The sequence below is a fragment of the Desulfomicrobium orale DSM 12838 genome, from assembly GCF_001553625.1.
In the GTDB taxonomy this organism is placed as follows: Bacteria; Desulfobacterota; Desulfovibrionia; order Desulfovibrionales; family Desulfomicrobiaceae; genus Desulfomicrobium; species Desulfomicrobium orale.
On sequence record NZ_CP014230.1, the window covers coordinates 1055404 to 1079184 of the forward strand.

General features: G+C 62.2%; 19 protein-coding genes. 12 read left to right on the forward strand and 7 right to left on the reverse strand.

The genetic code is table 11. The annotated features are described in order from the left end of the window. Window positions 1-301: 301 nt before the first annotated feature. From AXF15_RS04805 to rdgB, 5 genes are all read right to left on the reverse strand, one after another. Window positions 302-679, reverse strand: coding sequence for a hypothetical protein (locus AXF15_RS04805; RefSeq protein WP_066604027.1), 378 nt, complete (start codon window positions 677-679; stop codon window positions 302-304). Then, complete coding sequence (locus AXF15_RS04810; protein ID WP_066604030.1) at window positions 672-1823, reverse strand: hypothetical protein; 1152 nt, start codon at window positions 1821-1823, stop codon at window positions 672-674. The genes AXF15_RS04805 and AXF15_RS04810 overlap by 8 nt, the downstream gene beginning before the upstream one ends. Further along, window positions 1820-3946, reverse strand: a complete 2127-nt coding sequence (locus tag AXF15_RS04815) for a type I restriction-modification system subunit M (protein ID WP_066604033.1) — start codon at window positions 3944-3946, stop codon at window positions 1820-1822. The genes AXF15_RS04810 and AXF15_RS04815 overlap by 4 nt, the downstream gene beginning before the upstream one ends. A 215-nt stretch (window positions 3947-4161) precedes the next feature. Continuing rightward, the gene (gene glmS, locus AXF15_RS04820) at window positions 4162-5979 is read right to left on the reverse strand and encodes a glutamine--fructose-6-phosphate transaminase (isomerizing) (protein WP_066604036.1); all 1818 of its coding nucleotides are present in this window, start codon (window positions 5977-5979) and stop codon (window positions 4162-4164) included. Window position 5980: 1 nt separating this feature from the next. Beyond that, window positions 5981-6631, reverse strand: a complete 651-nt coding sequence (gene rdgB / locus AXF15_RS04825; protein WP_066604039.1) for an RdgB/HAM1 family non-canonical purine NTP pyrophosphatase — start codon at window positions 6629-6631, stop codon at window positions 5981-5983. Between the two features lie 237 nt (window positions 6632-6868). On the opposite strand from rdgB, the gene hisS reads away from it, so the two are divergent. From hisS to AXF15_RS04885, 12 genes are all read left to right on the forward strand, one after another. Further along, window positions 6869-8119 carry a histidine--tRNA ligase gene (gene hisS / locus AXF15_RS04830; protein ID WP_066604041.1) on the forward strand — a complete coding sequence of 417 codons (1251 nt, stop codon included), beginning with the start codon at window positions 6869-6871 and terminating at the stop codon, window positions 8117-8119. A gap of 154 nt (window positions 8120-8273) precedes the next feature. After that, window positions 8274-10070, forward strand: coding sequence for an aspartate--tRNA ligase (aspS, locus tag AXF15_RS04835; protein ID WP_066604046.1), 1797 nt, complete (start codon window positions 8274-8276; stop codon window positions 10068-10070). A gap of 3 nt (window positions 10071-10073) precedes the next feature. Further along, window positions 10074-10580 (forward strand): peptide deformylase, encoded by a 507-nt coding sequence (def, locus tag AXF15_RS04840; protein WP_066604051.1) that lies wholly within the window; start codon window positions 10074-10076, stop codon window positions 10578-10580. Then, complete coding sequence (gene fmt, locus AXF15_RS04845) at window positions 10559-11533, forward strand: methionyl-tRNA formyltransferase (RefSeq protein WP_066604054.1); 975 nt, start codon at window positions 10559-10561, stop codon at window positions 11531-11533. The genes def and fmt overlap by 22 nt, the downstream gene beginning before the upstream one ends. A gap of 5 nt (window positions 11534-11538) precedes the next feature. Next, a complete protein-coding gene (locus AXF15_RS04850; RefSeq protein WP_066604058.1) occupies window positions 11539-12336 on the forward strand; it encodes a DUF116 domain-containing protein in 798 nt (265 codons plus the stop codon). Window positions 12337-12410: 74 nt separating this feature from the next. Next, window positions 12411-13667, forward strand: a complete 1257-nt coding sequence (locus tag AXF15_RS04855) for a transcription antitermination factor NusB (protein ID WP_066604062.1) — start codon at window positions 12411-12413, stop codon at window positions 13665-13667. Window positions 13668-13773: 106 nt separating this feature from the next. Beyond that, a complete protein-coding gene (gene glgB / locus AXF15_RS04860) occupies window positions 13774-15663 on the forward strand; it encodes a 1,4-alpha-glucan branching protein GlgB (RefSeq protein WP_066604065.1) in 1890 nt (629 codons plus the stop codon). Continuing rightward, window positions 15660-17165, forward strand: a complete 1506-nt coding sequence (malQ, locus tag AXF15_RS04865; protein ID WP_066604068.1) for a 4-alpha-glucanotransferase — start codon at window positions 15660-15662, stop codon at window positions 17163-17165. The genes glgB and malQ overlap by 4 nt, the downstream gene beginning before the upstream one ends. Before the next feature lie 21 nt (window positions 17166-17186). Continuing rightward, complete coding sequence (locus AXF15_RS04870) at window positions 17187-17621, forward strand: hotdog family protein (protein ID WP_066604071.1); 435 nt, start codon at window positions 17187-17189, stop codon at window positions 17619-17621. Further along, window positions 17622-18239 (forward strand): LolA family protein, encoded by a 618-nt coding sequence (locus AXF15_RS04875; RefSeq protein ID WP_066604074.1) that lies wholly within the window; start codon window positions 17622-17624, stop codon window positions 18237-18239. Next, window positions 18236-20563 (forward strand): MMPL family transporter, encoded by a 2328-nt coding sequence (locus AXF15_RS04880; RefSeq protein WP_066604077.1) that lies wholly within the window; start codon window positions 18236-18238, stop codon window positions 20561-20563. Before AXF15_RS04875 ends, AXF15_RS04880 begins: the two co-directional genes overlap by 4 nt. Further along, on the forward strand, window positions 20560-21216 hold the full coding sequence (locus AXF15_RS04885; RefSeq protein WP_066604080.1) for a hypothetical protein: 657 nt from the start codon (window positions 20560-20562) through the stop codon (window positions 21214-21216). The genes AXF15_RS04880 and AXF15_RS04885 overlap by 4 nt, the downstream gene beginning before the upstream one ends. A gap of 145 nt (window positions 21217-21361) precedes the next feature. On the opposite strand, the gene AXF15_RS04890 is transcribed toward AXF15_RS04885, so the two are convergent. Continuing rightward, entirely contained in the window at window positions 21362-22036 is a 675-nt protein-coding gene (locus tag AXF15_RS04890) for an IS1595-like element ISDeor2 family transposase (RefSeq protein WP_066602895.1), read from the reverse strand. A gap of 130 nt (window positions 22037-22166) precedes the next feature. Next, window positions 22167-23486, reverse strand: coding sequence for a TIGR02710 family CRISPR-associated CARF protein (locus AXF15_RS04895; protein WP_066604083.1), 1320 nt, complete (start codon window positions 23484-23486; stop codon window positions 22167-22169). Between the last annotated feature and the right edge of the window lie 295 nt (window positions 23487-23781).

A 23781-nucleotide genomic window follows, 5' to 3' on the forward strand; every position in this document is an offset into this window, starting at 1 on the left:
CAGTCCCTTTTTCTGTCGGCGAAAGGCACGAGACTCACGGAAAAGAGCATTCCTTTTCGTGTCGTTCCGTGTTTTCCGTGGACCCATTTCCGCTTTGATCCAGCTCAGGACGCCCCCCTCAGTCAAACAGCCATCAAATAAACCCCTTGAGGATAACTCATTGTTATTTCGACAGTTAATGCCGTCCCACCTCATCAAGAAGGGGTCATCCATCAAATGACCGTCAAATAAAATTTGCCTGTTCATCTGGTCCGTCCTGGCAGGTATTTGAGGAAGTAGGGAGATTGATCATCCAGCATATTCATGGCGTGAGTTCTTGATAGAGCCAACCGCGCACTTCCGCTTTTGCCTTGAGGAGTTTGGCTTTTTTTTCGGTTGCGCTCTTGCCGTAGGCGGAAAAATCGATCAGCACATGTTCCGGAAAAGAGGCTGGATCTGGCGTCACGGGCAGGTCGAGCGCCCTGCATTCTGCCATGGATACAGCCAGCACACCGCTGCTGCCCAGCTTGAGGGTCTTGGTGTAATGCTCAAAGGCATCGGCCGGGGTAATCTGGTCGCCGTCGTAGACGGAGAGCTTCTGTTCATCCTTGGGTGTGGGACGGAAGGCCTGGGAGGAGGCCCGCCCATTTTGCACGAAACCGGGGTGAATCTGGCGTAGCAAAAAGGTGTTGTTATTCACGCGTCACCCCGGTCCGCTCAGTGATTTCCTTTGACAGCCATTGCCAGTCAGCGGGTTCATTCAGGTTGAGTGTCCGCTCCTCTTCCTGCTCATTGGACATATTCAGCGCATGCCATTGGCCCTGATGCCGTTCAAAGTCGACTTCAAGGCTGATCTCCCAATCATTCAGCGACCATTCGGCCTGCACGCCGCCTTCTGCGGTCGGGTAGAGATAAGGCTGGGGCAGTTCATCCGGATAGTTGCGCTGGAACGTCTCTGCCAACCAGTCAAGACCTGCCTTGTCGGGCGCAAAGCCCTGCTTACCATCCAGCCAGCCGTGGCGTAACGATTTAAGCTCTTCCACGCGGGCGGCGATGTCATTACTGTCCAGCAGACTGAGGTGCTCAACGGTTTCCAAGCTTTGCAGCCGGTCGTAACGGCTGTAGCGCCCGATGCCCTGGAGGAGCACACGTGCACCCTGTTTGTAGCCGTTAAAGGCTTCCATCACGGTCAATAGATGCTGGCCTGCGATGGGGGCGGTCACACGGGGGCCGTTGATAACCTGAAGTTCGAAGGTCATCTTGCCTTGGTCGGCTTCGGGGATACTGCCGCGCAGAATGACTTCTTCGGTGAGCTCCTGCATCTGACTGGAGGTCAGCACCAGCTTGCGGCGCGTGACTCTGGTGAGTCGGGCCTTGCGGTCGGCCTCCTGAGGTGCGAATTCAATGGCCTCGTCATCGCGCAGGCCGCGACCAATGCGGTCGAAGTAGGCCAACAGCTCCTCGGGAAGATGTTGGGTGACCGGCTCATTGTGCTCGGCGGCATTAATTGCGCCAATTAAATGTGTACGGGCTTGTTCGAAATAGGTCTGGGCCTGCGGTCGAAATGGAAAGAATGAAAAGAGTTGTGGCTGTTCAACAACTAGGCTTAACCGGGGTGCGGCGCTACCTTCACCGACACCGGACAGCTTAAGAGCGACGCCATCGGTAAAGCCTCTGGGAGAGCGCTTGCGCTCAGGGTGATCCCGCAGGTAGCACCATTTGGCAACCTCAATGAGCATCTCCCCCAGCACAGCCAAATCTTTAAGTAACTCCAATGGAATGGCGTGTTCGTCAAAACGCCGGCCAACCATACGTGGGGTCAGGAATTCGATGATTTGGCTCATGCCGTCACCTCCCGGAGCAGTTCAAGAATCTCACCTTCCAGATTCTTGATTTCGGCCTCGATCTCGGCCAGTTCGCGCGGCGGTTCGTAACGGTAAAAGTGGCGGTTCAGAGGAATCTCAAAACCGACCCTGGTTTTGCTGTGGTCGATCCAGGCATCAGGCACGTGGGGCAGCACCTCGCGTTGGAAGTATTCCTCGATGCGTTCTTGCAGCGGTACGGTCTCGGTATCGCGCAGCTCGGTATCCGGTTCCGGATCGCCCTTCTTGTCTTTGCAGATCTCGGCGGTCTCGTCCCGCTCACCCAAGGCGGCGAGCACCGCTTTCAGCTCGGACGGGGAGAGTTTGACGCCCCGTGCGCGCTCTGCCTTGCGCAGACTCAGCAGAAACTGTTTACGATCCTTGCACATTGTCTCGCCATGCTCTCCGGCAAAGGCGGTCAGCAGATCGCGGATGGCCTGCTGACGAGTCCTGCCTGCCTCGATCTCCTGCTGGCGGACGGTTTCATTCTTCTTGTTACTGGAAGCGAGATTCTTGAAGGCGGTCTGTTCTTCCAGCCGGGCAATGCGCTCCTCTGTAGCCTGGAAGTTGAGGCGCAAGGGGCGTTCGACGGTGATTTTGTGGTAGCCGAAGTCATCGTTGTCGAACAGCTTGCTGACCACGAGTTCCTTCTCCCTGCCGTCAAGGAGGAAGGTGCGGGTCTCGCCATCCTGGAAACTCTCGTAGATGCGGGTGATCTCGGCAATATGATCCGGGTCTTTGGCCTTGTCCTGCGGGTCGCCGATACGGCGGCGCTTGTTGCCCAGCGACTTTTCCATCGGAACCCAGAAGTTGCGGGCATCGATGAGCTGCACCCTGCCTCTGCGTTCTTTGACCTTGCGGTTGGTGATAACCCAGATATAGGTGGCGATACCTGTGTTGTAGAAAAGCTGTTCCGGCAGGGCGACGATGGCCTCCAGCCAGTCGTTTTCGATGATCCAGCGGCGGATTTCGCTCTCGCCGCTGCCGGCATCGCCGGTGAAAAGCGGCGAACCGTTGAAAACAATGCCGATGCGGCTGCCGCCTTTCTCGGCAGGGCGCATCTTGGAGATCATGTGCTGCAGGAAAAGCAGCGCCCCGTCGTTGATGCGCGGGGTGCCTGCGCCGAAGCGCCCGGAAAAGCCCAAGATATCGGCCTCCTGGTTGATGTATTTCTGCTGCTGCCTCCACTCCACGCCAAAGGGGGGATTGGCCAGCATGTAGTCGAAGGTCCACTTGTTGCCGTCGGAAGTACGCTCAAAGCCGTCGGCGGTGAAGGTGTCGCCGAGGATGACGTTGTCGGCGTCCTCGCCCTTGATCAGCATGTCGGATTTACACACCGCCCAGGCTTCGTCGTTCCAGTCTTGTCCATAGAGATGCGGGCGGGCGTCGCGGTTGAGGTGGCGGATGTACTCCTCAGCCACCGAGAGCATGCCGCCGGTGCCGCAGGCGGGATCGTAGATGGTCTTGACCACATCACTCTTGGCCAGATCCCCCTCCGGTGCCAGCAGCAGGTTGACCATCAGTTTGATCACCTCACGCGGCGTGAAATGTTCCCCGGCCTCTTCGTTGGACTGTTCCGCGCCGATCCGGATCAGTTCCTCGAACACATAGCCCATCAGCATCTGGTCCACCCGCTGAGGCGAAAGGTCTATCCCCGCAAAGGCCTTGGCCACCTCGAAGAGGATGTTCTTTTCCGCCATGTGGGCGATCTGTTCGCCAAACCTGAACCGCTCCATGATGTCACGGACGTTGGAAGAAAAGCCGTTGATGTAGCTGTTCAGATTTGGTGCGAGATTGTTGGGGTCGTCCAGCAGCGAATGAATCTTTTCGCCCGGCAGAGCGAGCCGTATCCTCGACAGGCTGTAGAAACGGTGTCCGGAGACCTGCTGCAACCGCGCCCGCTGAACACCTTCGGGCTTGGTCTTCAGCGACTGGAATTCTTCAATGACGGCCTGCCGGGTCGGTTCGAGCAGGCACTCGAAGCGGCGCAGCACCGTCAGCGGCAGGATGACCTTGCGGTACTCGTTGCGCTTGTAGGGGCCACGCAGCAGGTTGCAGATGGACCAGATAAAACTGGCCAGCTGGGTGTGGGTCTCTCCGTTCATGACTTCTTCTTGTCTTTATTGTCGGCTGGCATTTCCGGCCGCGCGTGACTTCAACAGATCAATTCTTCGAGGCAGGAGCTCCGGCAGGGCCATGCCAGGGTTTGGATTCATTTTGACGTAGCCGCCAAATCGTCAAAGAACAGGCGTTATGTGTGGATGCTGCTACTGCCAGAATGAAAAATCATACGATGCAAACTCTGGTTCCCCCGGTCCGCTCATTCCACCGTGACGCTTTTGGCCAGGTTCCGGGGCTGGTCCACATCCTTACCCAGGTACACGGCCGTCTCGTAGGCGAAAAGCTGCACCGCGGGCAGCACCAGAAAACTCTTCAGCGGGCCCCAGACTTCCGGCAGCACCCACGGGTCATCTGCATCCAGAGAGGCGCCGGGATTGACCAGAGCGATGACCCGGCCTCCCCGGGCCTGCACTTCCTGCAGGTTGGAGGCCACCTTCTGGAGCAGTTCGTCGTTCAAGGCCATGGCGAAGGTCGGAAAATGGGCGTCGATGAGCGCAATGGATCCGTGCTTCATTTCTCCGGCCGCGTAACCTTCGGCGTGAATGTAGGAAATTTCCTTGAGCTTGAGGGCTCCCTCCATGGCCAGCGGAAAGTAAAGCCCCCGGCCCAGGAAAAAGAAACTCCGGGCGTCGGCGTATTCCTGACTCAGCTTTCCGGCCCTGTCGCGCAGGGCGGGCAGCTGGGCCTCCAGAATGTCCGGCAGCCGGGTCAGGGCTTCCAGGCAGCGCTCCCGGACATCTGTAGGCAGGGTCTTTTTGCGGTCGCCCCAGAACAGGGCCATCAGCAGAAGCAGCACCATCTGGCTGCACATGGCCTTGGTGGAGGCCACACTGATTTCCGGCCCGGCCTGGGTGTACACCACCCGGTCCGATTCCCGCGCAATGGAAGAACCGACTACATTGCACAGACCGAGAATGGGCGTTCCGGCCTCGCGGGCGATGCGGATGGCGGCCAGGGTGTCGGCGGTTTCGCCGGACTGGCTGATGGTCAGTACCGCGTCGCCGGGCAGGAAAACACTGTCCCGGTAGCGGAATTCAGAGGCGATCTCGACCTGCACCGGGATTCTGGCCCAGGCTTCGAGCAGATACTTGGCCCACAGGCCGGCGTGGTAGGATGTGCCGCAGGCCACGATGGTCAGACGGTCCGGAACGGGCATGTCTTCCAGCTCCGGCAATGTGACCCGCCCCCGCTGGATGCGCCCGGCCAGGCAGTCCCGGACGACCTTGGGCTGCTCGAAGATCTCCTTGAGCATGAAATGCTTGTAGCCGTCCTTCCGGGCCGCCTGCACGTCCCAGGCAATATGCTGGGGCGTCTTGTCCTTCTCCTCCAGGCTCCGGACGTCGAAGACCCGCCAGGACCCGGCTTCCACCTCGGCCAGCTCGCCGTTGTCCAGAAAGACCACTTCACGGGTGTAGAGCAGGAAGGCCGGAATGTCCGAGGCCAGAAAATTCTCGCCCGTGCCGATGCCCATGAGCAGCGGGCTGGCCTTGCGGCTGGCCCAGATTTTTCCGGGATGCTCGCGGCTCAGAAGAGCGAAGGCGTAGGCGCCGTCTACCCGGTCCAGAGCCCAGGAAATGCCCTGGCGCACATCGCCGGTCAGGCGCACGCCCTTGGCGATGACATGCACCAGCACTTCCGTGTCCGTTTCAGACTGGAAGGTTTCTCCCTCGGCCATGAGTTCGGCTTTGAGCTCCGCGTAATTCTCGATGATGCCGTTGTGCACCAGGGCAAAGCGGCCTTCGCCGTCCATGTGCGGATGGGCGTTGCGCTCCACGGGCAGGCCGTGCGTGGCCCAGCGGGTATGGCCGATGCCGCAGACGGAGCCTGCCGTGTCCAGGCCGGAAATTTTCTGGTCCAGCGCGTTCAGCTTGCCTTCGGCCCGGACCACGCGCAGCTCCCGGCCTTCCTCGTAGGCCACGCCGGAAGAGTCGTAGCCCCGGTATTCGAGGCGGCGAAGCCCCTCAACGATGGCCGGAATGGCCGGTCTGTGGCCGGTGTATCCGATAATTCCACACATGTTATCCCTCCCGTTCCGTTTGGACGTGTTTCCAGAATCCGGGCCAGTCCCGCAAAAGCGCCGCCACGGCCCGGCCTCTGTGGCTGCGGGCGTTTTTTACCTCGGGGGGCATCTGCGCCGCGGTCATGCCCAGTTCATCGTCAAAAAACACAGGATCGTAGCCGAAGCCGCCCGTGCCTGCCCGCTCCCGGACCACCCGCCCGCTCCACCGGCCGTGAGCCGACAGTTCCCGTCCGGATGGAGCGGCTGCGAGCATGACGCAGGCAAAATGACATCCACGCTGGCCGTCCGGCACATCGCGCAGGGCATCCAGCAGTTTGGCCACGTTTTTTTGGTCCGTGGCGTCTTCTCCGCTGTAGCGGGCCGAATACACGCCCGGCGCGCCGCCGAGAGCGTCCACGACCAGGCCGGAGTCGTCGGCCACGGCCACCAGCCCTGTGGCTTCGGCCACGGCTCTGGCCTTGATGCGGGCGTTCTCCTCGAAAGTCGTTCCGGTTTCGGGAATCTCTCTGATCTCCGGAAAATCCTTCAGGCCCAGTACGCGGATGCCGGGCACGCATGCGCCCAGCATGGCTGAAAGTTCGCGGATTTTTCCGGCGTTGCCGGTCGCAAGGACAATGGTGTCCGTAAATGATGCAGACGTCGGGGACATAGATTCAGCGATGCGCTCCGCAAGGTTCTGTTTACGGCCGGGCTTTCACCGCGCGGACGTTCCGGGCCGCCGGGGCCGGTTGCCGTCCGCATGGCCCGGCGGGGCAGGGGTCTGCCGCATGCCCGCTTTGACAATCACAGGTCTATCAACTAGCTGATTTCACTTTCCGTGAGTGCCGCCGAAGCCGCAGACGGCGGGCTTCGCATTATCCGCGCATGTGAAGGATTGCCACCCAATATGTCCAAAATCCAGAAAATTAAAGGTTTTTCTGACCTGTTCACCCCGGAGAGCACGGTCCACACACATATGGAAAATCTGGCCCGGGAGACTTTCGGCGCCTACGGCTGCCGCGAAATCCGCGTGCCCATCCTGGAAAAAACGGAATTGTTCGCCCGTTCCATCGGCGAGGAAACGGATGTGGTCCAGAAGGAAATGTACACCTTCGCCGACCGCAAGGGCCGCTCCCTGACCATGCGTCCCGAGGCCACGGCAGGCGTGCTGCGGGCTTTCATCGAAGCGGGCGCGCCGTCGGACGGCGTGACCAAGCTTTTCGCCTGCGGTCCCATGTTCCGCTACGAGCGGCCCCAAAAGGGCCGGTTGCGCCAGTTCCACCAGCTGGATGTGGAAATTCTGGGCACCAACGCGCCCCAGGCGGATGCGGAAGCGGTGCTCATGCTGTGGACCTTTTTGTCCCGGCTGGGCCTGAAGGGCCTGGAGCTGGAGCTGAACTCCCTGGGATGCCCGAAATGCCGGCCGGTCTTTCATCAGCGTCTGCGGGACTTTCTGGCTTCCGTGGAAACCTCGGCGCTGTGCGAGGACTGCTCCCGCCGGGCGGTTTCCAATCCGCTGCGCGTGCTGGACTGCAAGGTGCCCGCATGCCGGACGCTGACGAAAGACGCGCCCCGCATCGTGGACGCTCTGTGCCCGGAATGCGCGGAACATTTCGGACAGGTCCGGCGGATTCTCGACAGCGCCGGGCTTTCTTACCGGCTGAATGACCGGCTGGTGCGCGGGCTCGACTACTACCAGCGGACCACCTTCGAGGTGGTTTCCGGAGAAATCGGGGCGCAGACGGCCGTGGCCGGCGGAGGCCGGTACGACGGCCTGATCCGGCAGCTCGGCGGACCGGATCTGCCCGGCATCGGCTTTGCCTGCGGCATGGAGCGGCTGGCCCTGCTGTGCGGCGAAATCCGCGTCTCCGACCCGGATTTCTACATGGCCGTGCTGGACGATCAGGCCCTGAACACGGCCTTGCTCCTGGCCCAGCGTCTGCGCGAACGCGGATTTTCGGGCGAGGTATCCTTCGACGTGCGCAGCGTGAAGAGCCAGATGCGTCAGGCCAACAAGCTGGGGGTGAAAACCTGCCTGCTGCTCGGTCAGGACGAGATGGACAAAGGGCTTATCGTGGTCAAGGATATGGCTACCGGCGCGCAGAAATCCGTGGCTCAGGACGACATCGAGCAGGCTCTGGGCTTCCGGGGGCGCTAGAATCCGGTCCGGAAACCGGTGGACACCGCCAGTCACGGCAGTCCGGGGCCGCGCCGCTTTCCGGTCTTCAGGCCCGGATACACGACAGAAATTTCCGGGACTCGCCCCCGCCGGGGTGCAGGCCCGCGAAAATATCCCACACGGCAGGACAAACATGGACGACAGAAATACGGAACAACGGACGGACAGTCTGGACGGATGGCGCAGGACGCACACCTGCGCCGAACTCGGCTCGGAACAGCTCGGACAGAAAGTCTGTCTCATGGGCTGGGCGCAGTACCGCCGTGATCACGGCGGGCTCATTTTCATCGACCTGCGCGACCGTTTCGGGCTGACCCAGGTGGTTTTCTCTCCGGAGGTGGCGCCCGACGCGCACGAACGCGCCCATGTGCTGCGCACGGAATTCGTCCTGGCCATCAAGGGCGAGGTCCGCTCCCGGCCCGCCGACATGGTCAACCCCAAGCTGGCGACAGGGGCCATCGAGGTCTATGTCACGGAATACAAACTGCTGAACACGGCCAAAACGCCGCCCTTTCCCATCGAGGACCGGGTGGACGTGTCCGAGAATCTGCGCCTGAAGTACCGTTTTCTGGATCTGCGCCGCAAGGCCGCGGCCGACAATCTCGTACTGCGCAGCCGCGTGGCTCAGGCCGTGCGCCGCTATCTGGACGAACTCGGCTTTCTGGAGATTGAAACCCCGGTGCTGACCAAATCCACCCCCGAAGGCGCGCGGGACTTTCTGGTGCCAAGCCGCGTCAACCAGGGCCAGTTCTACGCCTTGCCCCAGTCGCCGCAGCTCTTCAAGCAACTGCTCATGTGCGCCGGGATGGACCGCTACTACCAGATCGTCAAATGCTTCCGCGACGAGGATCTGCGCGCCGACCGCCAGCCCGAATTCACCCAGATCGACATCGAAATGTCCTTCGTGGACGAGGACCAGATCATGGACATGGCCGAAGGCATGCTGGCCCGCGTCATGTCCGCGGCCCTGAGCAAGGAAGTCAGCCTGCCGCTGCCGCGCATGACCTACGCCCAGGCCATGAGTGAGTACGGCGTGGACAAGCCGGATATCCGTTTCGGCCTGAAGCTGTCGGAGGTCACGTCCATTGTGCGCGGGTCGGAATTCAAGCTCTTTGCGGCCGCCCCTCTGGTCAAGGCCCTGCCCGTGCCCGGCGGGGCGGAGCTTTCGCGCAAGGAAATCGACGACTACACGGAGTTCGTCAGAATCTACGGGGCCCAGGGGCTGGCCTGGATCAAGATCAGGGAAGACGGCTGGCAGTCGCCCATCGCCAAGTTTCTGAGCGACGCCGAGCGGGACGGCCTGACCCGCGCTTTGAACCTAAAACCCGGCGACATCGTGTTTTTCCAGGCCGGAGCGCCAGAAATGGTCAACGCCGCCCTGGGGAATCTGCGTCTCAAGCTTGGCGAGCGGTTCGGGCTCATTCCCGAAAACGAGTTCGCCGCCCTGTGGGTCACGGATTTCCCCCTGCTGGAATGGGAGCCTGAAGAAAAACGCTGGGTGGCCATGCATCATCCCTTCACGTCGCCCCGGAACATGGACGACTTGGCCGCCGATCCGGCCAGAGCCGTGGCCAGGGCCTACGATCTGGTACTGAACGGCACGGAAGTGGGCGGCGGCTCCATCCGCATCCACAACCTCGAAACCCAGCAGCGGATGTTCAAAGCGCTGGGCATCGGCGAAGAGGAAGCCCAGGCCAAATTCGGCTTTCTGCTGGACGCTCTGGCTTTCGGCGCGCCGCCCCACGGTGGTATCGCCTTCGGGCTGGACCGGCTGGTCATGTTGCTGTCCGGGGCCAGATCCATCCGGGACGTCATCGCTTTCCCCAAAACCCAGAAGGCCACCTGCCTCATGACCGAAGCGCCTTCCGAAGTGGCCGCGGTCCAGCTGCGCGATCTGGGCCTGCGTCTGCGGGAGAAGGCCAGGGAGTAGGACATGCCCCGCAGCATCGTGACCTATCCCCATCCGGTTCTGGCCGGAAAAGCCCGGCCCGTGACGGAAATCACGGACGAAACGCGGGCTCTGGCCGCCGAGATGGCCGAACTCATGTATCAGGACAACGGCATCGGCCTGGCCGCGCCGCAGGTGGCCGAGCCCCTGCGCCTTATCACCGTGGACCTGAGCGGGCCGGAGAGACGCGAGGACCTGCGCGTTTTCGTGAACCCGGTGCTGTCGGCTCCGGAGGGCGAGGTGGAATCCGAAGAGGGCTGCCTGTCTGTGCCGGGTTACCGAGCCACGGTGAAACGGGCCGAAAGGCTGCATCTCTCGGCTCTGGACCTGAACGGCAATCCGGTGGAAATGGACGCCGACGGTCTCATGGCCATCTGTCTGCAGCACGAGGTGGACCATCTGGACGGCGTACTGTTCATCGACCGGATCAGCCGCCTCAAACGCACCCTGTACGAACGGAAATACAAAAAATGGCTGGCGCAGAAAAAATAAAAGTCGTGTTCATGGGCACGCCGGACTTTGCCGCCGCGTCCCTGACCCGGCTGCTGGCCTGGGACGGGTGCCACGTGGCTGCCGCGTACTGCCAGCCCGACCGGCCCAGCGGCCGGGGACGGGCGCTCACGCCGCCGCCGGTCAAGGTCCTGGCCCGGGAGCACGGCGTACCCGTGATGCAGCCGGTCAATTTCAGGGACCGGGCGGATGTGGCCGCGCTGGCCGCCCTGGCTCCGGACATTCTGGCCGTGGCCGCCTACGGCCTGATCCTGCCCCAGACGGTGCTGGATGTTCCCCGCCTCGGAGCCCTGAACGTGCACGCCTCCCTTCTGCCCGAATACCGGGGCGCCGCGCCCATCCAGCGGGCCATCATGGACGGCCGTCCGGTTACGGGCATCACTATCATGCGCATGGAAGCCGGTCTGGATTCGGGCGACATCCTGCTGCAGCGAAGCATGGCCATCGGCATCGACGACACGGCCCGGACTCTGCACGACCAGCTGGCCGACATGGGCGGCAGACTGCTGGTGGAGGCTCTGGAGAAAATGCACTCCGGGCGTCTGGCGCGCATTCCCCAGGACCATTCTCTGGCCACCTACGCGGCCAAGCTGTCCAAGGAAGAAGGGCGCATCGACTGGAACCAGCCCGCCCTGACCGTGCACAACCGGATTCGCGGCCTTTTTCCGTGGCCCGGTTCCTGGTTCGACTGGACCGGGCCGTCCGGCGCATCCCTGCGCCTGACCGTGTATCCGGGCCGTATCGGCGAACCCCTTCCCGCAGATGCCCGGCCAGGAGACATTCTGGGACTGGAAGGCGACGAGCTGCTCATTGCCTGCGCCGACCGGGCCTATGCCGTTTCCGGGCTCAAGCCCGCCGGAGGCAAGGTGCTGAGCGGCCGGGAATTTTCGTGCGGCTATCTGGCCCGCCCCGCCGCTGGAGCAACCGGAGACTGACGCCCATGGTCAGAGAGCGGCGGTACTCTCCACTGGAACAGGAAATCCGGGACAGCTTCCAGGTCCGCAAACGGCTGTTCATCGGCCTCATCACCGGCTCTTCCATCCTGGTCTGTCTTTTTCTCGTGTTGCTGTGGGCGGTGCCTGTGGTGGGGCTGCCGTCCATTCATCCGGTTGCGCCCTGGATCTTTGGGGGCGTCATTTTTCTGCTCATCCTGGCCGTCGCCTGGGCCGCTCTGGCCCTGGTGCTGAACATCCTGCTCGGCAGACCCGTGCTTTTCGCCAAGCCCATGCGCGGCGTGACCATCAAACTCTTTCTGCCGCTCATGGCGCTTCTGGGCCGGGCTTTGGGCATCTCCAAACAGCGGGTCCGGGCGTCTTTCATCAAGGTCAACAACGAGCTGGTCAAAAGCGAGGGACACCGCTACCCGCCGGACAGGCTGCTGCTGCTCATGCCCCATTGCATCCAGAACAGCCGCTGCAAATTCCGTCTGACCTACGACATCGACAACTGCAAACGCTGCGGGGACTGCGCTCTGGCCGGGCTTCTGCGTCTGCGCGACACATACGGGGTCAAGCTGGCCGTGGCCACAGGCGGGACCATCGCCCGGCGCATCGTGGTCCAGCTCCGGCCGAAGCTCATCATCGCCGTGGCCTGCGAACGCGATCTGGCCAGCGGCATCCAGGACACCTATCCCTTGCCCGTGTACGGCATCCTGAATATCCGCCCCTTCGGCCCCTGTCTGGACACGGACGTGGCCCTGGAGCGGGTGGAGTGGGCCATCCGCCAGTTTTCCTCATGAATCCGTCCTCATCCGGCAAAAAAGGACGCGCCGCGAAGAGTCCTGCGCCAAGACCGGAGCCGTCCGCCCGGCATATGGCTTTGGAGGCCCTGCGGCTGTGTCTTGATCGGGGACGGGACATCCAGGCCGCCCTGGATCGGGCCTTGACCGCGAGCCCTGCGGCCGGACCCGGCGACGCCGCCCTGGCCACGGAGTTGGCCTACGGCTATCTGCGTTTTCGCGGGCGGCTGGATTTTCTGCTGGATACCCTTCTGGCCGCGCCCGGCCGTACGTCTTCCGCCGTGCGCCGCATTCTGGGACTGGCCGCCTATGAGATCCTGTTTCTGCAAAGCGTTCCCGCATACGCCAGCGTGGACTGGGCCGTGGGGATCATCCGCAGGCGTCTGGGCCGCACGATGGGCAATGTGGCCAATGCCGTGCTCCGCGCCCTGGTCCGTCTGGACGGTGCACCGCTCCGGGAGGATTATTTCCGGGAGCGGACAGCTGGGGATATTTCTTTCCTGTCCGTCTGGTATTCCTGCCCGCCGTGGCTGGTCCGGCTCTGGATCGGCGCTTACGGCCGGGAGGAAGCCGAAGCCTTTCTGCGGGCCTCCCTGTGTGTTCCGCCGCCGGGGGTGCGTGTAAACCGTCTGCACCCGCTCGGAGCGGAACTGTTCAGGCGTCTGGAACCCCTTGCCGCGGCGTCCTCGGCCTGGGGGATGGCTCTTGGAAACTGGCCGGACTTTCTGGACGAAGCGGTAAGTCTGGGGCAGGCCACGCGGCAGAGTTTCGCCACGCAGCGGATTCTGGACAGTCTGGAGCCGCAGGAATGGCCGGAACCCGTGCTGGACGCCTGCGCCGGACGCGGCGGCAAGACATTTCTTCTGCGGGAGGCGGGCAAAACGGTCTGGGCCTCGGACGTGAACGCCTTCCGGCTGCGGCAGCTGCGGGCCGAAGGGCTCCGCCTGGGACTTTTTGTCCCGGCCTTCCTGTCTCCGGGGCAGGGACCGTATCCGCTGCGGCACGCTCCCCGGACGGTTTTTCTGGATGCGCCCTGTTCCGGCCTGGGCGTTCTCTCCCGCCGTCCGGACATCAAATGGAAGCGCACAGGCCGGGACTGCCGCCAACTGGCCGGACTGCAACGGAAACTCCTCGATAGTGCGGCCGGACTGCTCCCTGCCGGCGGGGTTCTGGCCTATGTGACCTGCACCCTGCATCCCGAGGAGAACGAACGGCAGGTGGAACGGTTTCTGCGGGATCAGCCCGCGTTCCACCTGGTCTGCCGGGAAAGGACGGGCGCGGACTCCGGCCTGGGAGAATTCTTTTACGGGGCCGTACTGCGAAAACGCTGACCCCGCCCCGCTTTCCCGTTTCGGCGCGCCACGGGTTTCAAGGCGCATCCGTTCTTGCCAACGCCGGTCCATTCTTCCTATCCTTCGAAAGGAGGAGGTGAGCCATATGTCCCATCCGCATGTTCTCGGCGATCTCGACATCTACCTGTTCAAGCAGGGCCGCCACACCCGGCTGTACGAACATTTCGGCGCGCATCCCGGCTCCGTGGATTCTCCCGGCACCCGTTTCGCCGTGTGGGCTCCCAACGCGTCTTCCGTTTCGGTCATCGGCGACTTCAACTGCTGGGACCGGAACGCCGCCCCCATGCAGCCCCGCATGGACAGCTCCGGCATCTGGGAGTGCTTTGTGCCCGACGCACGGCACGGGCAGCGCTACAAATATTTTCTGACCTGGCCCGGCGGCGAGGCCGAACGCTCGGATCCCTTCGCTCTTTTCTGCGAGGAGCCGCCCGCCACGGCCTCCATCATCTGGGATTTGCAGTACCAGTGGAATGACGATGCCTGGATGCGTGACCGGGCCTCGGCCAACAGCCTGGAAAGCCCGTGGAGCGTCTACGAGGTTCATCTCGGCTCCTGGAGACGCGACGAACACGGCAATTTCCTCAACTACCGCCAGATTGCCCACGAGCTGGCGGACTACGTGACGGATGTGGGCTTCACCCACGTGGAGATCATGCCCGTGGCCGAGCATCCCTTTTACGGCTCCTGGGGTTACCAGAGCACGGGCTATTTCGCGCCCACCAGCCGCTACGGCTGTCCGCAGGATCTGCGCTACTTCGTGGACCATCTGCATCAGCGAGGACTGGGAGTCATTCTGGACTGGGTGCCCGGACATTTTCCCATGGACGGGCACGGTCTGGCCCGTTTCGACGGCACGGCCCTGTACGAGCATGCGGACCCCAGGCAGGGCTTTCATCCGGAATGGAAGAGCGCCATTTTTAACTACGGCCGCTACGAGGTGGCCGGTTTTCTGATCTGCAACGCCATGTACTGGCTGCGCGAGTTCCATCTGGACGGCCTTCGCGTGGACGGTGTGGCCTCCATGCTCTATCTGGACTATTCCCGGAACGAGGGCGAATGGGTGCCCAACCGGCACGGCGGCCGGGAAAATCTGGAAGCCATGGACCTGCTGCGCGAGCTGAACAAGGCCGTGTACGAGGAGTTTCCGGACGTGCAGACCATTGCCGAGGAATCCACCTCCTGGCCCATGGTTTCCCGCCCCACGTACATGGGCGGGCTGGGCTTCGGCCTCAAATGGAACATGGGCTGGATGCACGACAGCCTGTCCTACATGGCTCTGGACCCCGTGCATCGGCAATACCACCATAATCTGCTGACCTTCACCCTGTGGTACGCCTACGCCGAGAATTTCATCCTGCCCCTTTCCCACGACGAGGTCGTCCACGGGAAAAAATCCCTGCTCTCGAAAATGCACGGCGACTCCTGGCAGCAGATGGCCTCTCTGCGTACCCTTCTGGGCTACATGTACGGTCTGCCCGGCAAGAAGCTGCTGTTCATGGGCACGGAGTTCGGCCAGTGGAACGAGTGGAATCACGACAAGGCCCTGGACTGGGAACTGCTCCGCTTTCCGGTCCACGACGGGCTGCGGGCCTGGGTGCGCGATCTGAACCGGCTCTACCGGAGCCTGTCCGCGCTGCACACCCAGGATTTCACACCCAGCGGATTCGACTGGGAAAACTGCCATGACGCGGCCCGGAACGTGCTCAGCTTCTTCCGCACCGGCAAGGACGGCCGGACCGTTCTGATCGTCTGCAACTTCTCCCCTGTCCCGCGTTCCAATTACGTCGTGGGCGTGGATACGGACGGCGTGTGGCGGGAGGTGCTGAACTCCGACAGCCAGGCCTACGGCGGCAGCGGCATGGGCAACATGGGCGAAGCGCGGGCCGAGGCCATTCCCGTGAACAACAGGGCCTATTCCCTGAATCTGACCCTGCCCCCTTTGAGCGTCCTCTTTCTGCAACCGGAACAGGCATGAACAGCAAACACCGCCGCTGCGGCGTCCTGACCCATGTGTCCTCTCTGCCCGGCCCGTACGGGCTTGGCGATTTCGGCCCGGAGTGCGGCCGGTTCATCGATTTCCTGGCCGAAGCGGGACAGAGCGTATGGCAGATGCTGCCCCTGACGCCCGTCAATCCGGGCGCGGGCAACTCTCCCTACAGCGGCTATTCGGCTTTCGCCGGGAATGTGCTGTTCATAAGTCCGGCTCTGCTGCTCCGGGACGGAGTCCTGCGGGAGGCGGACATGGCCGGATTCCCGGAGACACCGCCCGGCCGCGTGCAGTTCGATCTGGTGACGCCGTGGAGGCTGCGTCTTCTGGAGCAGGCTTTTGACAATGCCTATCCGCACCTTCAGACGGACAGGGATTTTCTGGATTTCTGCCGGGAAGAGATCCACTGGCTTGAAGACTACGCGCTGTTCACAGCCCTGAAAAAGGAACACGGCGGCAGCGCCTGGTTCCAGTGGCCCGTGGAGCTTCGCCTGCGGGAAGGTCCGGCGCTGGATGCGGCGCGGGAACGCCTGGGTTACGGCGTGCTGCGGGAAAAATTCTTCCAGTATCTGTTCGCCGGGCAGTGGCGGGAGGTCCGTCGGAAAGCGGCGGCCAGCGGCGTGGACCTCATGGGCGACGTGCCCATCTACGTCAGTCTGGACAGCGCGGATGTCTGGGCCAACCGGAGCCTGTTCGAACTCGACGATACCGGCCTGCCCATCTACTGCGCGGGCGCGCCGCCAGACTATTTTTCCGAAACGGGCCAGCTCTGGGGCAATCCCATCTACGCCTGGGACCGGCTGCGGGAAACGGGCTTTTCCTGGTGGGTGCGGCGTCTCGCGCACGAAAGCTGGCGCTTTGATCTCGTCCGCCTGGACCATTTTCGGGGCTTCTGCGGTTTCTGGCAGGTGCCCGCGTGTGAACCCACGGCCCAGAACGGAGTGTGGATTCCCGGCCCCGGCAGGGCGCTTTTCTCCGCGTTGCGGGAAGCCGTTCCGGACCTGCGTCTGGTGGCTGAGGATCTGGGCCTCATCACTCCGGACGTGATCCGGCTCATGGACGAGCTCCAGTTGCCGGGCATGAAAGTGCTGCAATTCGCCTTTTCCGGGGACATGCCCGAGAACGCCTATATTCCTCACAATATCACCAGACAGAGCGTGGTCTATACCGGAACCCACGACAACAACACCACCCGGGGCTGGTATGAACGGGAAACGGATGAGGACACCAGACGGCGGCTGAACGAATACTGCGGCAAGACCGTGGAGGCCTGGAATGTCTCGGAAACTCTCGTCCGCATGGCCCTGGGTTCGGTGGCGGATCTGGCCATCGTGCCCATGCAGGACTACCTGAATCTGGGTGAGGAAGGGCGCATGAACATCCCCGGCGTGGCCGGCGGAAACTGGAGCTGGCGCATGGAAGAAAGCGCCCGGAATGGCGATACCGCCGCGCGTTTGCGCGGTCTGGCCAGGACCTATGGCCGCATCTGAATGTTCGTAAGGAGAAACCGCATGCGTCTTCCCCAGCCCGCCCGTATACTGCTGCCGCACCAGCCGCCCATGGTCTGTATCGACAGACTGCTGGAGGCCGGAGAGGACCGGGGTCTGTGCGAGGTCCGGCTGGTGGAAGGGCACACGCTTCTGGACGCAAAAGGGCGGCTGGAGCCCTGCGGGTTCGTCGAACTGGCGGCCCAGAGCGTCGCCGCCCTCAAGGGCTGGGAGCGCGTCCGGCGCGGCCTGCCCCTGCCCCTGGGCTTTCTGGTGGGCGTGCAGGATTTCGTCTGTTCCGGCGCGGCCCGCGTTGGCGACACTCTGCGCATAGAAACCGTTTCCCTGGGCGCTTTCGAGGGCTTCGGCGTGGTCCGGGCGCACATCACCCGCGGTGAAACCGTTCTGGCTCAGGGCCGGATCAAGCTTTACGCCCCCAGCGGCGCCGAGGAGGAATAAATGGTCCGTCTTCTTGTGCTCGCGTGCCTCATCTGGGCCGGGCCGTCCCTTGCCGCACCGCCGGACGGGCTGAACGCCACGCTGCGCGGGCTTCAGGACAGGGCCGCGCACATCGCCAGCCTCTCCTGCTCCTTCACTCAGGAAAAGCATCTGGCCATGTTCGCCGCGCCGGTGACTTCCACCGGACGATTCCTTTTCGCCCGGCCGGATAAACTGCGCTGGGAATACTTCTCTCCGGCAAGGGACGGATTCGTTCTGGACGGCGGCAGCGGAGCTCGCTGGACCGGGGAGTCCGATGCCCGCCAGACTTTTTCCCTGCGGGATGACCCAGCCATGCGCCTTGTGGCCCGTCAGCTTCTGGCCTGGACCACCTTTGACCTGCCCTGGCTCCTCCGGGAATACGAGATGAAACTGGAAAGCCGGACTCCGACGGTGCTTTCTCTCACGCCCAGACAGTCCGGCACGGCCGCTGTTCTGGAATCCCTGATCATAGAATTCTCGCCCGAGTCGGACACGGTCCGCCGTCTGGAACTGCATGAGCCGGACGGGGATTTCACCCGCATCATTTTCGCCAACACCACGGTGAACGGCCCCGTGGACCCAGCCCTGTTCCGATGAGTGTTTCCGGCCGCGCTCCCCGTCTGCTGCTCGCGGGATGCGCCGTGTTTTTCGGCCTGTGCGCCCTGTTCGTATCGCGCATCGCCCTGCGCGAGGACATCGCGGCCATGCTGCCGGACGAGGGCCGGGTAGCGGCGGATTTCGACCTGCTGCGTCTGGCCCCTTTTTCCCGGCGGCTGGTGGTCACGGTCAGCCACCCCGGCGGCGATCCGGCCGTGGCCTCGGCGATTCTGGCCGACGCCTTGCGGGCCGAGGGCGTATTCGCCGGCGTGCTGGACGGGCCCGGCGGCGGTTTGGGTCCGGACTTCTGGAACAGGCTGCTGGATGCCGCGCCGTCCCTGCTGGACGAAGAGGACCTGCGCCTGCTGGACCAGCGGCTCACGCCGGAGCGGGTGGGCGCGGAGCTGGACAGGGGCCGGGCTTTGCTTCTCGGACCCGCCGGTCCGGCTCTGAAGGGAGCGCTGGCCCGCGATCCTCTGGGCATCCGCGAACTGGTCCTGCCCAAGCTGAGCGCCCTGGCTCCGCTGGGGCGGGCGCGGATCGAGAGCGGATCGTTTCTCAGCCCGGATGGAAAGCATGCCCTGCTTCTGGTTTCCACGGACATGCCGGGCACCGAGGCCCTGGGAGCGGAGCGGGTCATGGCGGCCTGGCGCAGCGCCCTGAAATCCTTGCCCGAAGGGGCGCAGGCCATGCTGGTGGGCGGACACGTTCACACGGAAGCCAATGCCCGGGCCATCAAGCGCGATCTGCGCGTCATCCTGCCCGCTTCCGCCGCGCTTCTGGCCCTGATTTTTCTTTTTTTCCTGCGTACACCCCGCAGCGCATATGTGTTTCTGATTCCGGTCTGCGCCGTATGCGCGGCCGGAGCGGCCACGGCGGCCGTGACCGGCGGCGTCTCGGGCATCGTGCTGGGCTTTGGGGCGGTCCTGCTGGGCATTTCCGTGGATTTCGGACTGCACGTCTTCTTCGCCCTCCGTCACGCTGCCCAAACCGGCGGCGATGCTGTTCTGGCCCTGAGAAAGACCGCCCGGCCGGTCATCTTCGGAGCCCTCACCTCGGGGGCGGCCTTTGCCGCTCTGGGCGCGGCCGGGATTCCCGGTATCCGGCAGCTGGCCCTGCTTTCCATGCTGGGGCTTGGTGTGTCCCTGCTGCTGGCGCTGTTCGTGCTTCCGCGCTGTCTGGGTCTCTCCGCCGGTCTTTTCCCGCGCCGGGAAAGATCGCCCAAACCCGCGGTCCGTCCATCCGCCGGATGCAGCACAACGCTGCTGATTGTGACCTGGCTCGCGGTGCTCGCGGCGGGTCTCTGGGCCGGTACGCGAATCCGGCTGGACAGCGATCCCCGAAGTCTTGGCTATCTGCCTGCAACCCTGCGCGAGGACGAAGAGAACACCCGCCGGATCTGGGGCGGCATGCGCGAGGCAGCCCTGATTTTCGCTCACGGCGATACGCCGGATCTGGCGCTGGATGCCAATCGCGTTGTCTGGGAGCAGCTGCGCCGGGAGCATCTCGCCGGAAACGCGGCCAGCATCGCTCCAGTGCTGCCCGGCCCACAGGCCCAGACGCGCAATGCGGCCCGGTGGAAAGATTTCTGGGAAACCCGGGCGGCCCGGACCCTGAGCCTGGTGGAAAGCGAAGGCCGAAAACGCGGTTTTTCCGCCGCGGCTTTCGCCCCATTCGCCGCGTATCTGGAACGGGAGCCGGTCCTCGCGGCCGCACCCATTCCCGAAAACATGAGCGCTTTATTCATGACCGAAAACGCCTCGTCCGCGCTGGTTGCGACCTTTGTCCCGGACACGCCGGAGCTGGCTCAAGTGTTTACCCCGGAAACAGAGGCCGGACTTTCGGCCCGGCTGGTTTCCGGCAGCCGCTTCAGGGCGGAACTGGAGCATGCGTTGGGAAGTGATGCCAAGCGGTTTACTGCGTTCAGCCTGATTCTGGTCGTGCTTCTCACGGCCGTGCTGCTGCGCCGCGCAAGCCGGACCGCCCTGGCCCTGCTTCCGGCCGGAGCCGGTGTAACGGCCGTACTGCTCGCCGCCCAGGCTGCCGGCCAGCCCCTGCATCTGTTTCACCTGGCTGCTTTTCCGCTGATCATGGGCCTGAGCGCGGACTACGGCATCTTCATGGTCTGCGGGCGGGATGCGGACACAACGGAAACCACCAGGCGGGCCGTTTTCGTCTCGGGGCTGACCACCCTGGCCGGGTTCGGCGTGCTGATTCTGGCCCGCCATCCGGCCCTGCACGCTCTGGGGCTGACCGTCTTCTCGGGCATCGCCGTGGCCATGCTCACGGCCGTGTTTCTGCTGCCCGGGCTGGAGCGGCCATGATGCGCGGCGTGCTGGCTTTCGTACTTTTCTTCTCCCTTTGGAGCTGCGCCGCCCGGCCTGTGGACAGAACACCGTGGTCTGCCGCGCCGGACCCGGATGCCATATGGTTTCAGACCGGTCCGCCAGCCGCTTCGTACCTGCTGCGGCATGCCGTGCAGTTGCGGGTTCCGGCCGGAAATATGGATTTGAGCTTTGGCGGTGTGATGCGCCTTGATCCTGGCTCCCGTACGGCGCGGGTGGTGGCCCTGGGCGGGTTCGGATTCAAACTGTTCGATCTGGAAATCGGGATGGACAGCCTGCGTATTCACGCCCTGCATCCGTCCGTGGCGCGCATGGGCCGCCTGCCCGAGCATGTGGCCTTCTGCGTGCGGCGAATCTGGCTCGGCTTTGGGCCCAGCCCTGCGGACGGTCTTGTCCGGAAGAAAAATTCCGCCAGACTTTATGGCAGACACGGCGGCGTTTTTCTGGAGCATGAAATGAACGGAAATCTGCGCACAGCCACCAGAGCCTCGGGACCGGACGAGTTCTGGGAACTTGTCTTCGCCCCCGGCGTATCTCCCACTCAGGAGCCCGACCTCATCACGTTTACAGATGAAGATATCGGACTCACGATCCGGCTGGTGGATAAAGTTCCGGTCCCGCCCGGTCATTGAGCGGGGCGTGGGGCAGGGCGTGCTTCCTCTGAAAAGCGGAATGCCTGGACCCGCCAGGTGGAAATGCCGAAGCGGCGTAACGTAAAAAGCCTCCGGCTTCCCGGAGGCTTTGCGCTGGTTTCGGCTATTTTGCGAAGGGTCATGCCTAGCTGAGTGGATTTTCTCTGAGCATTTTGAGCAGAAGTTTATAACTATCTTCGTTTCTATGGTTAAAGCGAAATTCACATTCTTTCAAATGAAAGTAAAAAGTGTGCTTGGGCAAACCCCTAAAACGAACAAGTCGTGTTTTGGCAAAAGCCCAGAAGCTCTCAATGCCGTTAATGTGTGAGTTTTTATTGGCAAATTCATTGTTGCCATGCTCAACCCGGAAGTGTTTTTGGTAGCCTAGGTCTACGAGACCATCATAGCCGCGCCAGCCATCAGAGTGAATAATGCTTTCAAGTTTCACGCGGCCCCGGATGATCCCTTGGAGGGTGATTTTTGAACAGTCCGGGACAATTTCGGTATAAACGCGACCTTCACGCTTGAATAAGCCGAACACAATGGTTTTGCCCTTGGCTCCTCGGCCTCTGACTCCTTTAACGCGGCGTGCGCCAAAATAGCTTTCATCAACCTCAACTTCGCCTTGAACAGGAGACTCCGCCTCGCAGAACCGGGCAATCCTCTCTCGGAAAGCAGCCAGATAACGGTTCGCGGTATTACGATTTACCCCGGCTATTTCAGCTATCTGCAGGGCATTCAAATCCACGGCAAACAGCTTCACTATTTGTCGGACTTTGGCCTCTGAAATTCTTGAACGCTTCGCATACTTGTTTTTCATTGTCGTGACTAGCCTTATAGTCGAATGGAGACTCACGGACTAGGCATGACCCTTTGCGAATACTCCTGATATGGCCGCCGATTGCCAGAAAATCAGACCCGCCGTTGCCGTCCGCTTGCCCGAACGGCAGTCAGTTTCTTCCCTCCTTTGCGCTGAAATCCGCACTCCGGGCCGCTTCAAGGGCTGAAGCCGCCTCGGCGGAATCCTCAAGCAGCAGGTTTTCCAGTTCGGCGTAAATTTTCCGCAGTTCTTCATCGGAGGACATGCGCGTGGCGGAAAATCCGTGGATCAGGAGGCTCCTGTTTCGGGCCTTCACAAAATCACCCTCGCCGACCTTGAGTAATCTGGCTCCCATGGGATCACCCAGTACCTTCAGCAGCCGGGCCGACAGTTCCCTTGGGGCGGTGTAATTTCCGGTTTTACGAATAACCCCGAACCCGCTTTCATTCTCTTTCAACTTGGCTTTCAGCTCCTGTACGGCCGGATGTTCCGGAGGAAGCTGACCAGAATCCAGACCATGCATAAAAAGCCGGGCCTGGCCGATGAGTTCCAGTACCCGGTAAGCCCGCAAATAGGCGTCCTCGAACTGACGGTCCCGGATTCTGCGTTCTCCGTTGGCCAACAGGTCCACCGCTCTGACCCGCACCCAATCGGCACACTCCTCATTGAGGTCGGGTTTGGTTTCGGCCAGCCGCCGCACATGCTTGCACACATCTGTGCCGGGCACAAAGCACTCCCAGCCTTTGTCCGGACATTCCGGCAAGCCTCCGCCCAGCAGTTTTCCGGCCTCGGCGTAATCCAACCGGTCCCAGGCAGCGTAAAAGGCCGCCGCCGCCCGCCCGAACCGGGACAATTTTTGTACATCATCAGGCCATACGCCCGCCATGGGACCGCTGACGTCCGGCAGAATATCCAGCACTGCTGCAAAATTTCCCTTTTTCATAACCAGCAGAGCCTGGTCCAACAGCCGGTGTCCGCTGGAAATCCTCGTGGGGAACTCGTGTATATCTTCTGTTCCGGCAATGACGTTCCCGGTCTTTCCTCTCTGCCCGACAATATATCGCAGCCGGGGAATATCGTAACGGGAGGCGGCCAGAACCAGTGCGGCGCTCATGGCCTTGGTGCCCCGGGTGAAGTCCGCCACCATCCGCTCCGGAGGCGTTCCGGCGGCGATGCGGCCGGCAATGACTTTCTCGAAATGGGCGTAGGTCTTATCCGCATCGTTCTCCTGCCCAGAGCCGGGCAGAGGCTCCATCACAATAGGGATGCCCTGCAGCTCATCATGAAGCAACTGCGCGGAGCGGGCCGTTTCCTGGGAGGGCAGCAACACCACTTCCTGCCATTCTCCTTTGAGAATGGATTTTTTGAGCGGAATGAGCAGAGTTTTTTCTAAATCTTCGATATTACCAGTTCCTACTGTCGCAAAAAGTATCTTTCCTCTATCTGCCATTACAATCTCCATTATTCGTGGTTATGCCGCACACTGGCCCGGAACAATTCTGAATATCCATCCTTCTTCTTCGGAGATGAGACGAAAGACAAGATAGTATATACTGTTCAAGATTCCGATATAATCCCATCATCCCCATTTTTTGTCACGTAGTTATATTCTAGAAGGCATTCTTCAATGTCTTTCATGGCAGAGGTCATCGCAATCCCCTCTTTTATCTGCATAATCTGCGTTGCGTGCAGGCGGACTTTGAGACGTTCCGCTTCGTCGGCTCCTATGGCGGGACACAACGCGG

Excerpts from the sequence above, each read along its gene's own strand:
- AXF15_RS04810 (WP_066604030.1), bottom strand. The coding sequence starts at position 1,823 with ATGAGCCAAATCATCGAATTCCTGACCCCACGTATGGTTGGCCGGCGT.
- AXF15_RS04815 (WP_066604033.1), bottom strand. The coding sequence starts at position 3,946 with ATGAACGGAGAGACCCACACCCAGCTGGCCAGTTTTATCTGGTCCATC.
- glmS (WP_066604036.1), bottom strand. The coding sequence starts at position 5,979 with ATGTGTGGAATTATCGGATACACCGGCCACAGACCGGCCATTCCGGCC.
- rdgB (WP_066604039.1), bottom strand. The coding sequence starts at position 6,631 with ATGTCCCCGACGTCTGCATCATTTACGGACACCATTGTCCTTGCGACC.
- hisS (WP_066604041.1), top strand. The coding sequence starts at position 6,869 with ATGTCCAAAATCCAGAAAATTAAAGGTTTTTCTGACCTGTTCACCCCG.
- aspS (WP_066604046.1), top strand. The coding sequence starts at position 8,274 with ATGGACGACAGAAATACGGAACAACGGACGGACAGTCTGGACGGATGG.
- def (WP_066604051.1), top strand. The coding sequence starts at position 10,074 with ATGCCCCGCAGCATCGTGACCTATCCCCATCCGGTTCTGGCCGGAAAA.
- fmt (WP_066604054.1), top strand. The coding sequence starts at position 10,559 with ATGGCTGGCGCAGAAAAAATAAAAGTCGTGTTCATGGGCACGCCGGAC.
- AXF15_RS04850 (WP_066604058.1), top strand. The coding sequence starts at position 11,539 with ATGGTCAGAGAGCGGCGGTACTCTCCACTGGAACAGGAAATCCGGGAC.
- AXF15_RS04855 (WP_066604062.1), top strand. The coding sequence starts at position 12,411 with ATGGCTTTGGAGGCCCTGCGGCTGTGTCTTGATCGGGGACGGGACATC.
- glgB (WP_066604065.1), top strand. The coding sequence starts at position 13,774 with ATGTCCCATCCGCATGTTCTCGGCGATCTCGACATCTACCTGTTCAAG.
- malQ (WP_066604068.1), top strand. The coding sequence starts at position 15,660 with ATGAACAGCAAACACCGCCGCTGCGGCGTCCTGACCCATGTGTCCTCT.
- AXF15_RS04870 (WP_066604071.1), top strand. The coding sequence starts at position 17,187 with ATGCGTCTTCCCCAGCCCGCCCGTATACTGCTGCCGCACCAGCCGCCC.
- AXF15_RS04875 (WP_066604074.1), top strand. The coding sequence starts at position 17,622 with ATGGTCCGTCTTCTTGTGCTCGCGTGCCTCATCTGGGCCGGGCCGTCC.
- AXF15_RS04880 (WP_066604077.1), top strand. The coding sequence starts at position 18,236 with ATGAGTGTTTCCGGCCGCGCTCCCCGTCTGCTGCTCGCGGGATGCGCC.
- AXF15_RS04885 (WP_066604080.1), top strand. The coding sequence starts at position 20,560 with ATGATGCGCGGCGTGCTGGCTTTCGTACTTTTCTTCTCCCTTTGGAGC.
- AXF15_RS04890 (WP_066602895.1), bottom strand. The coding sequence starts at position 22,036 with ATGAAAAACAAGTATGCGAAGCGTTCAAGAATTTCAGAGGCCAAAGTC.
- AXF15_RS04895 (WP_066604083.1), bottom strand. The coding sequence starts at position 23,486 with ATGGCAGATAGAGGAAAGATACTTTTTGCGACAGTAGGAACTGGTAAT.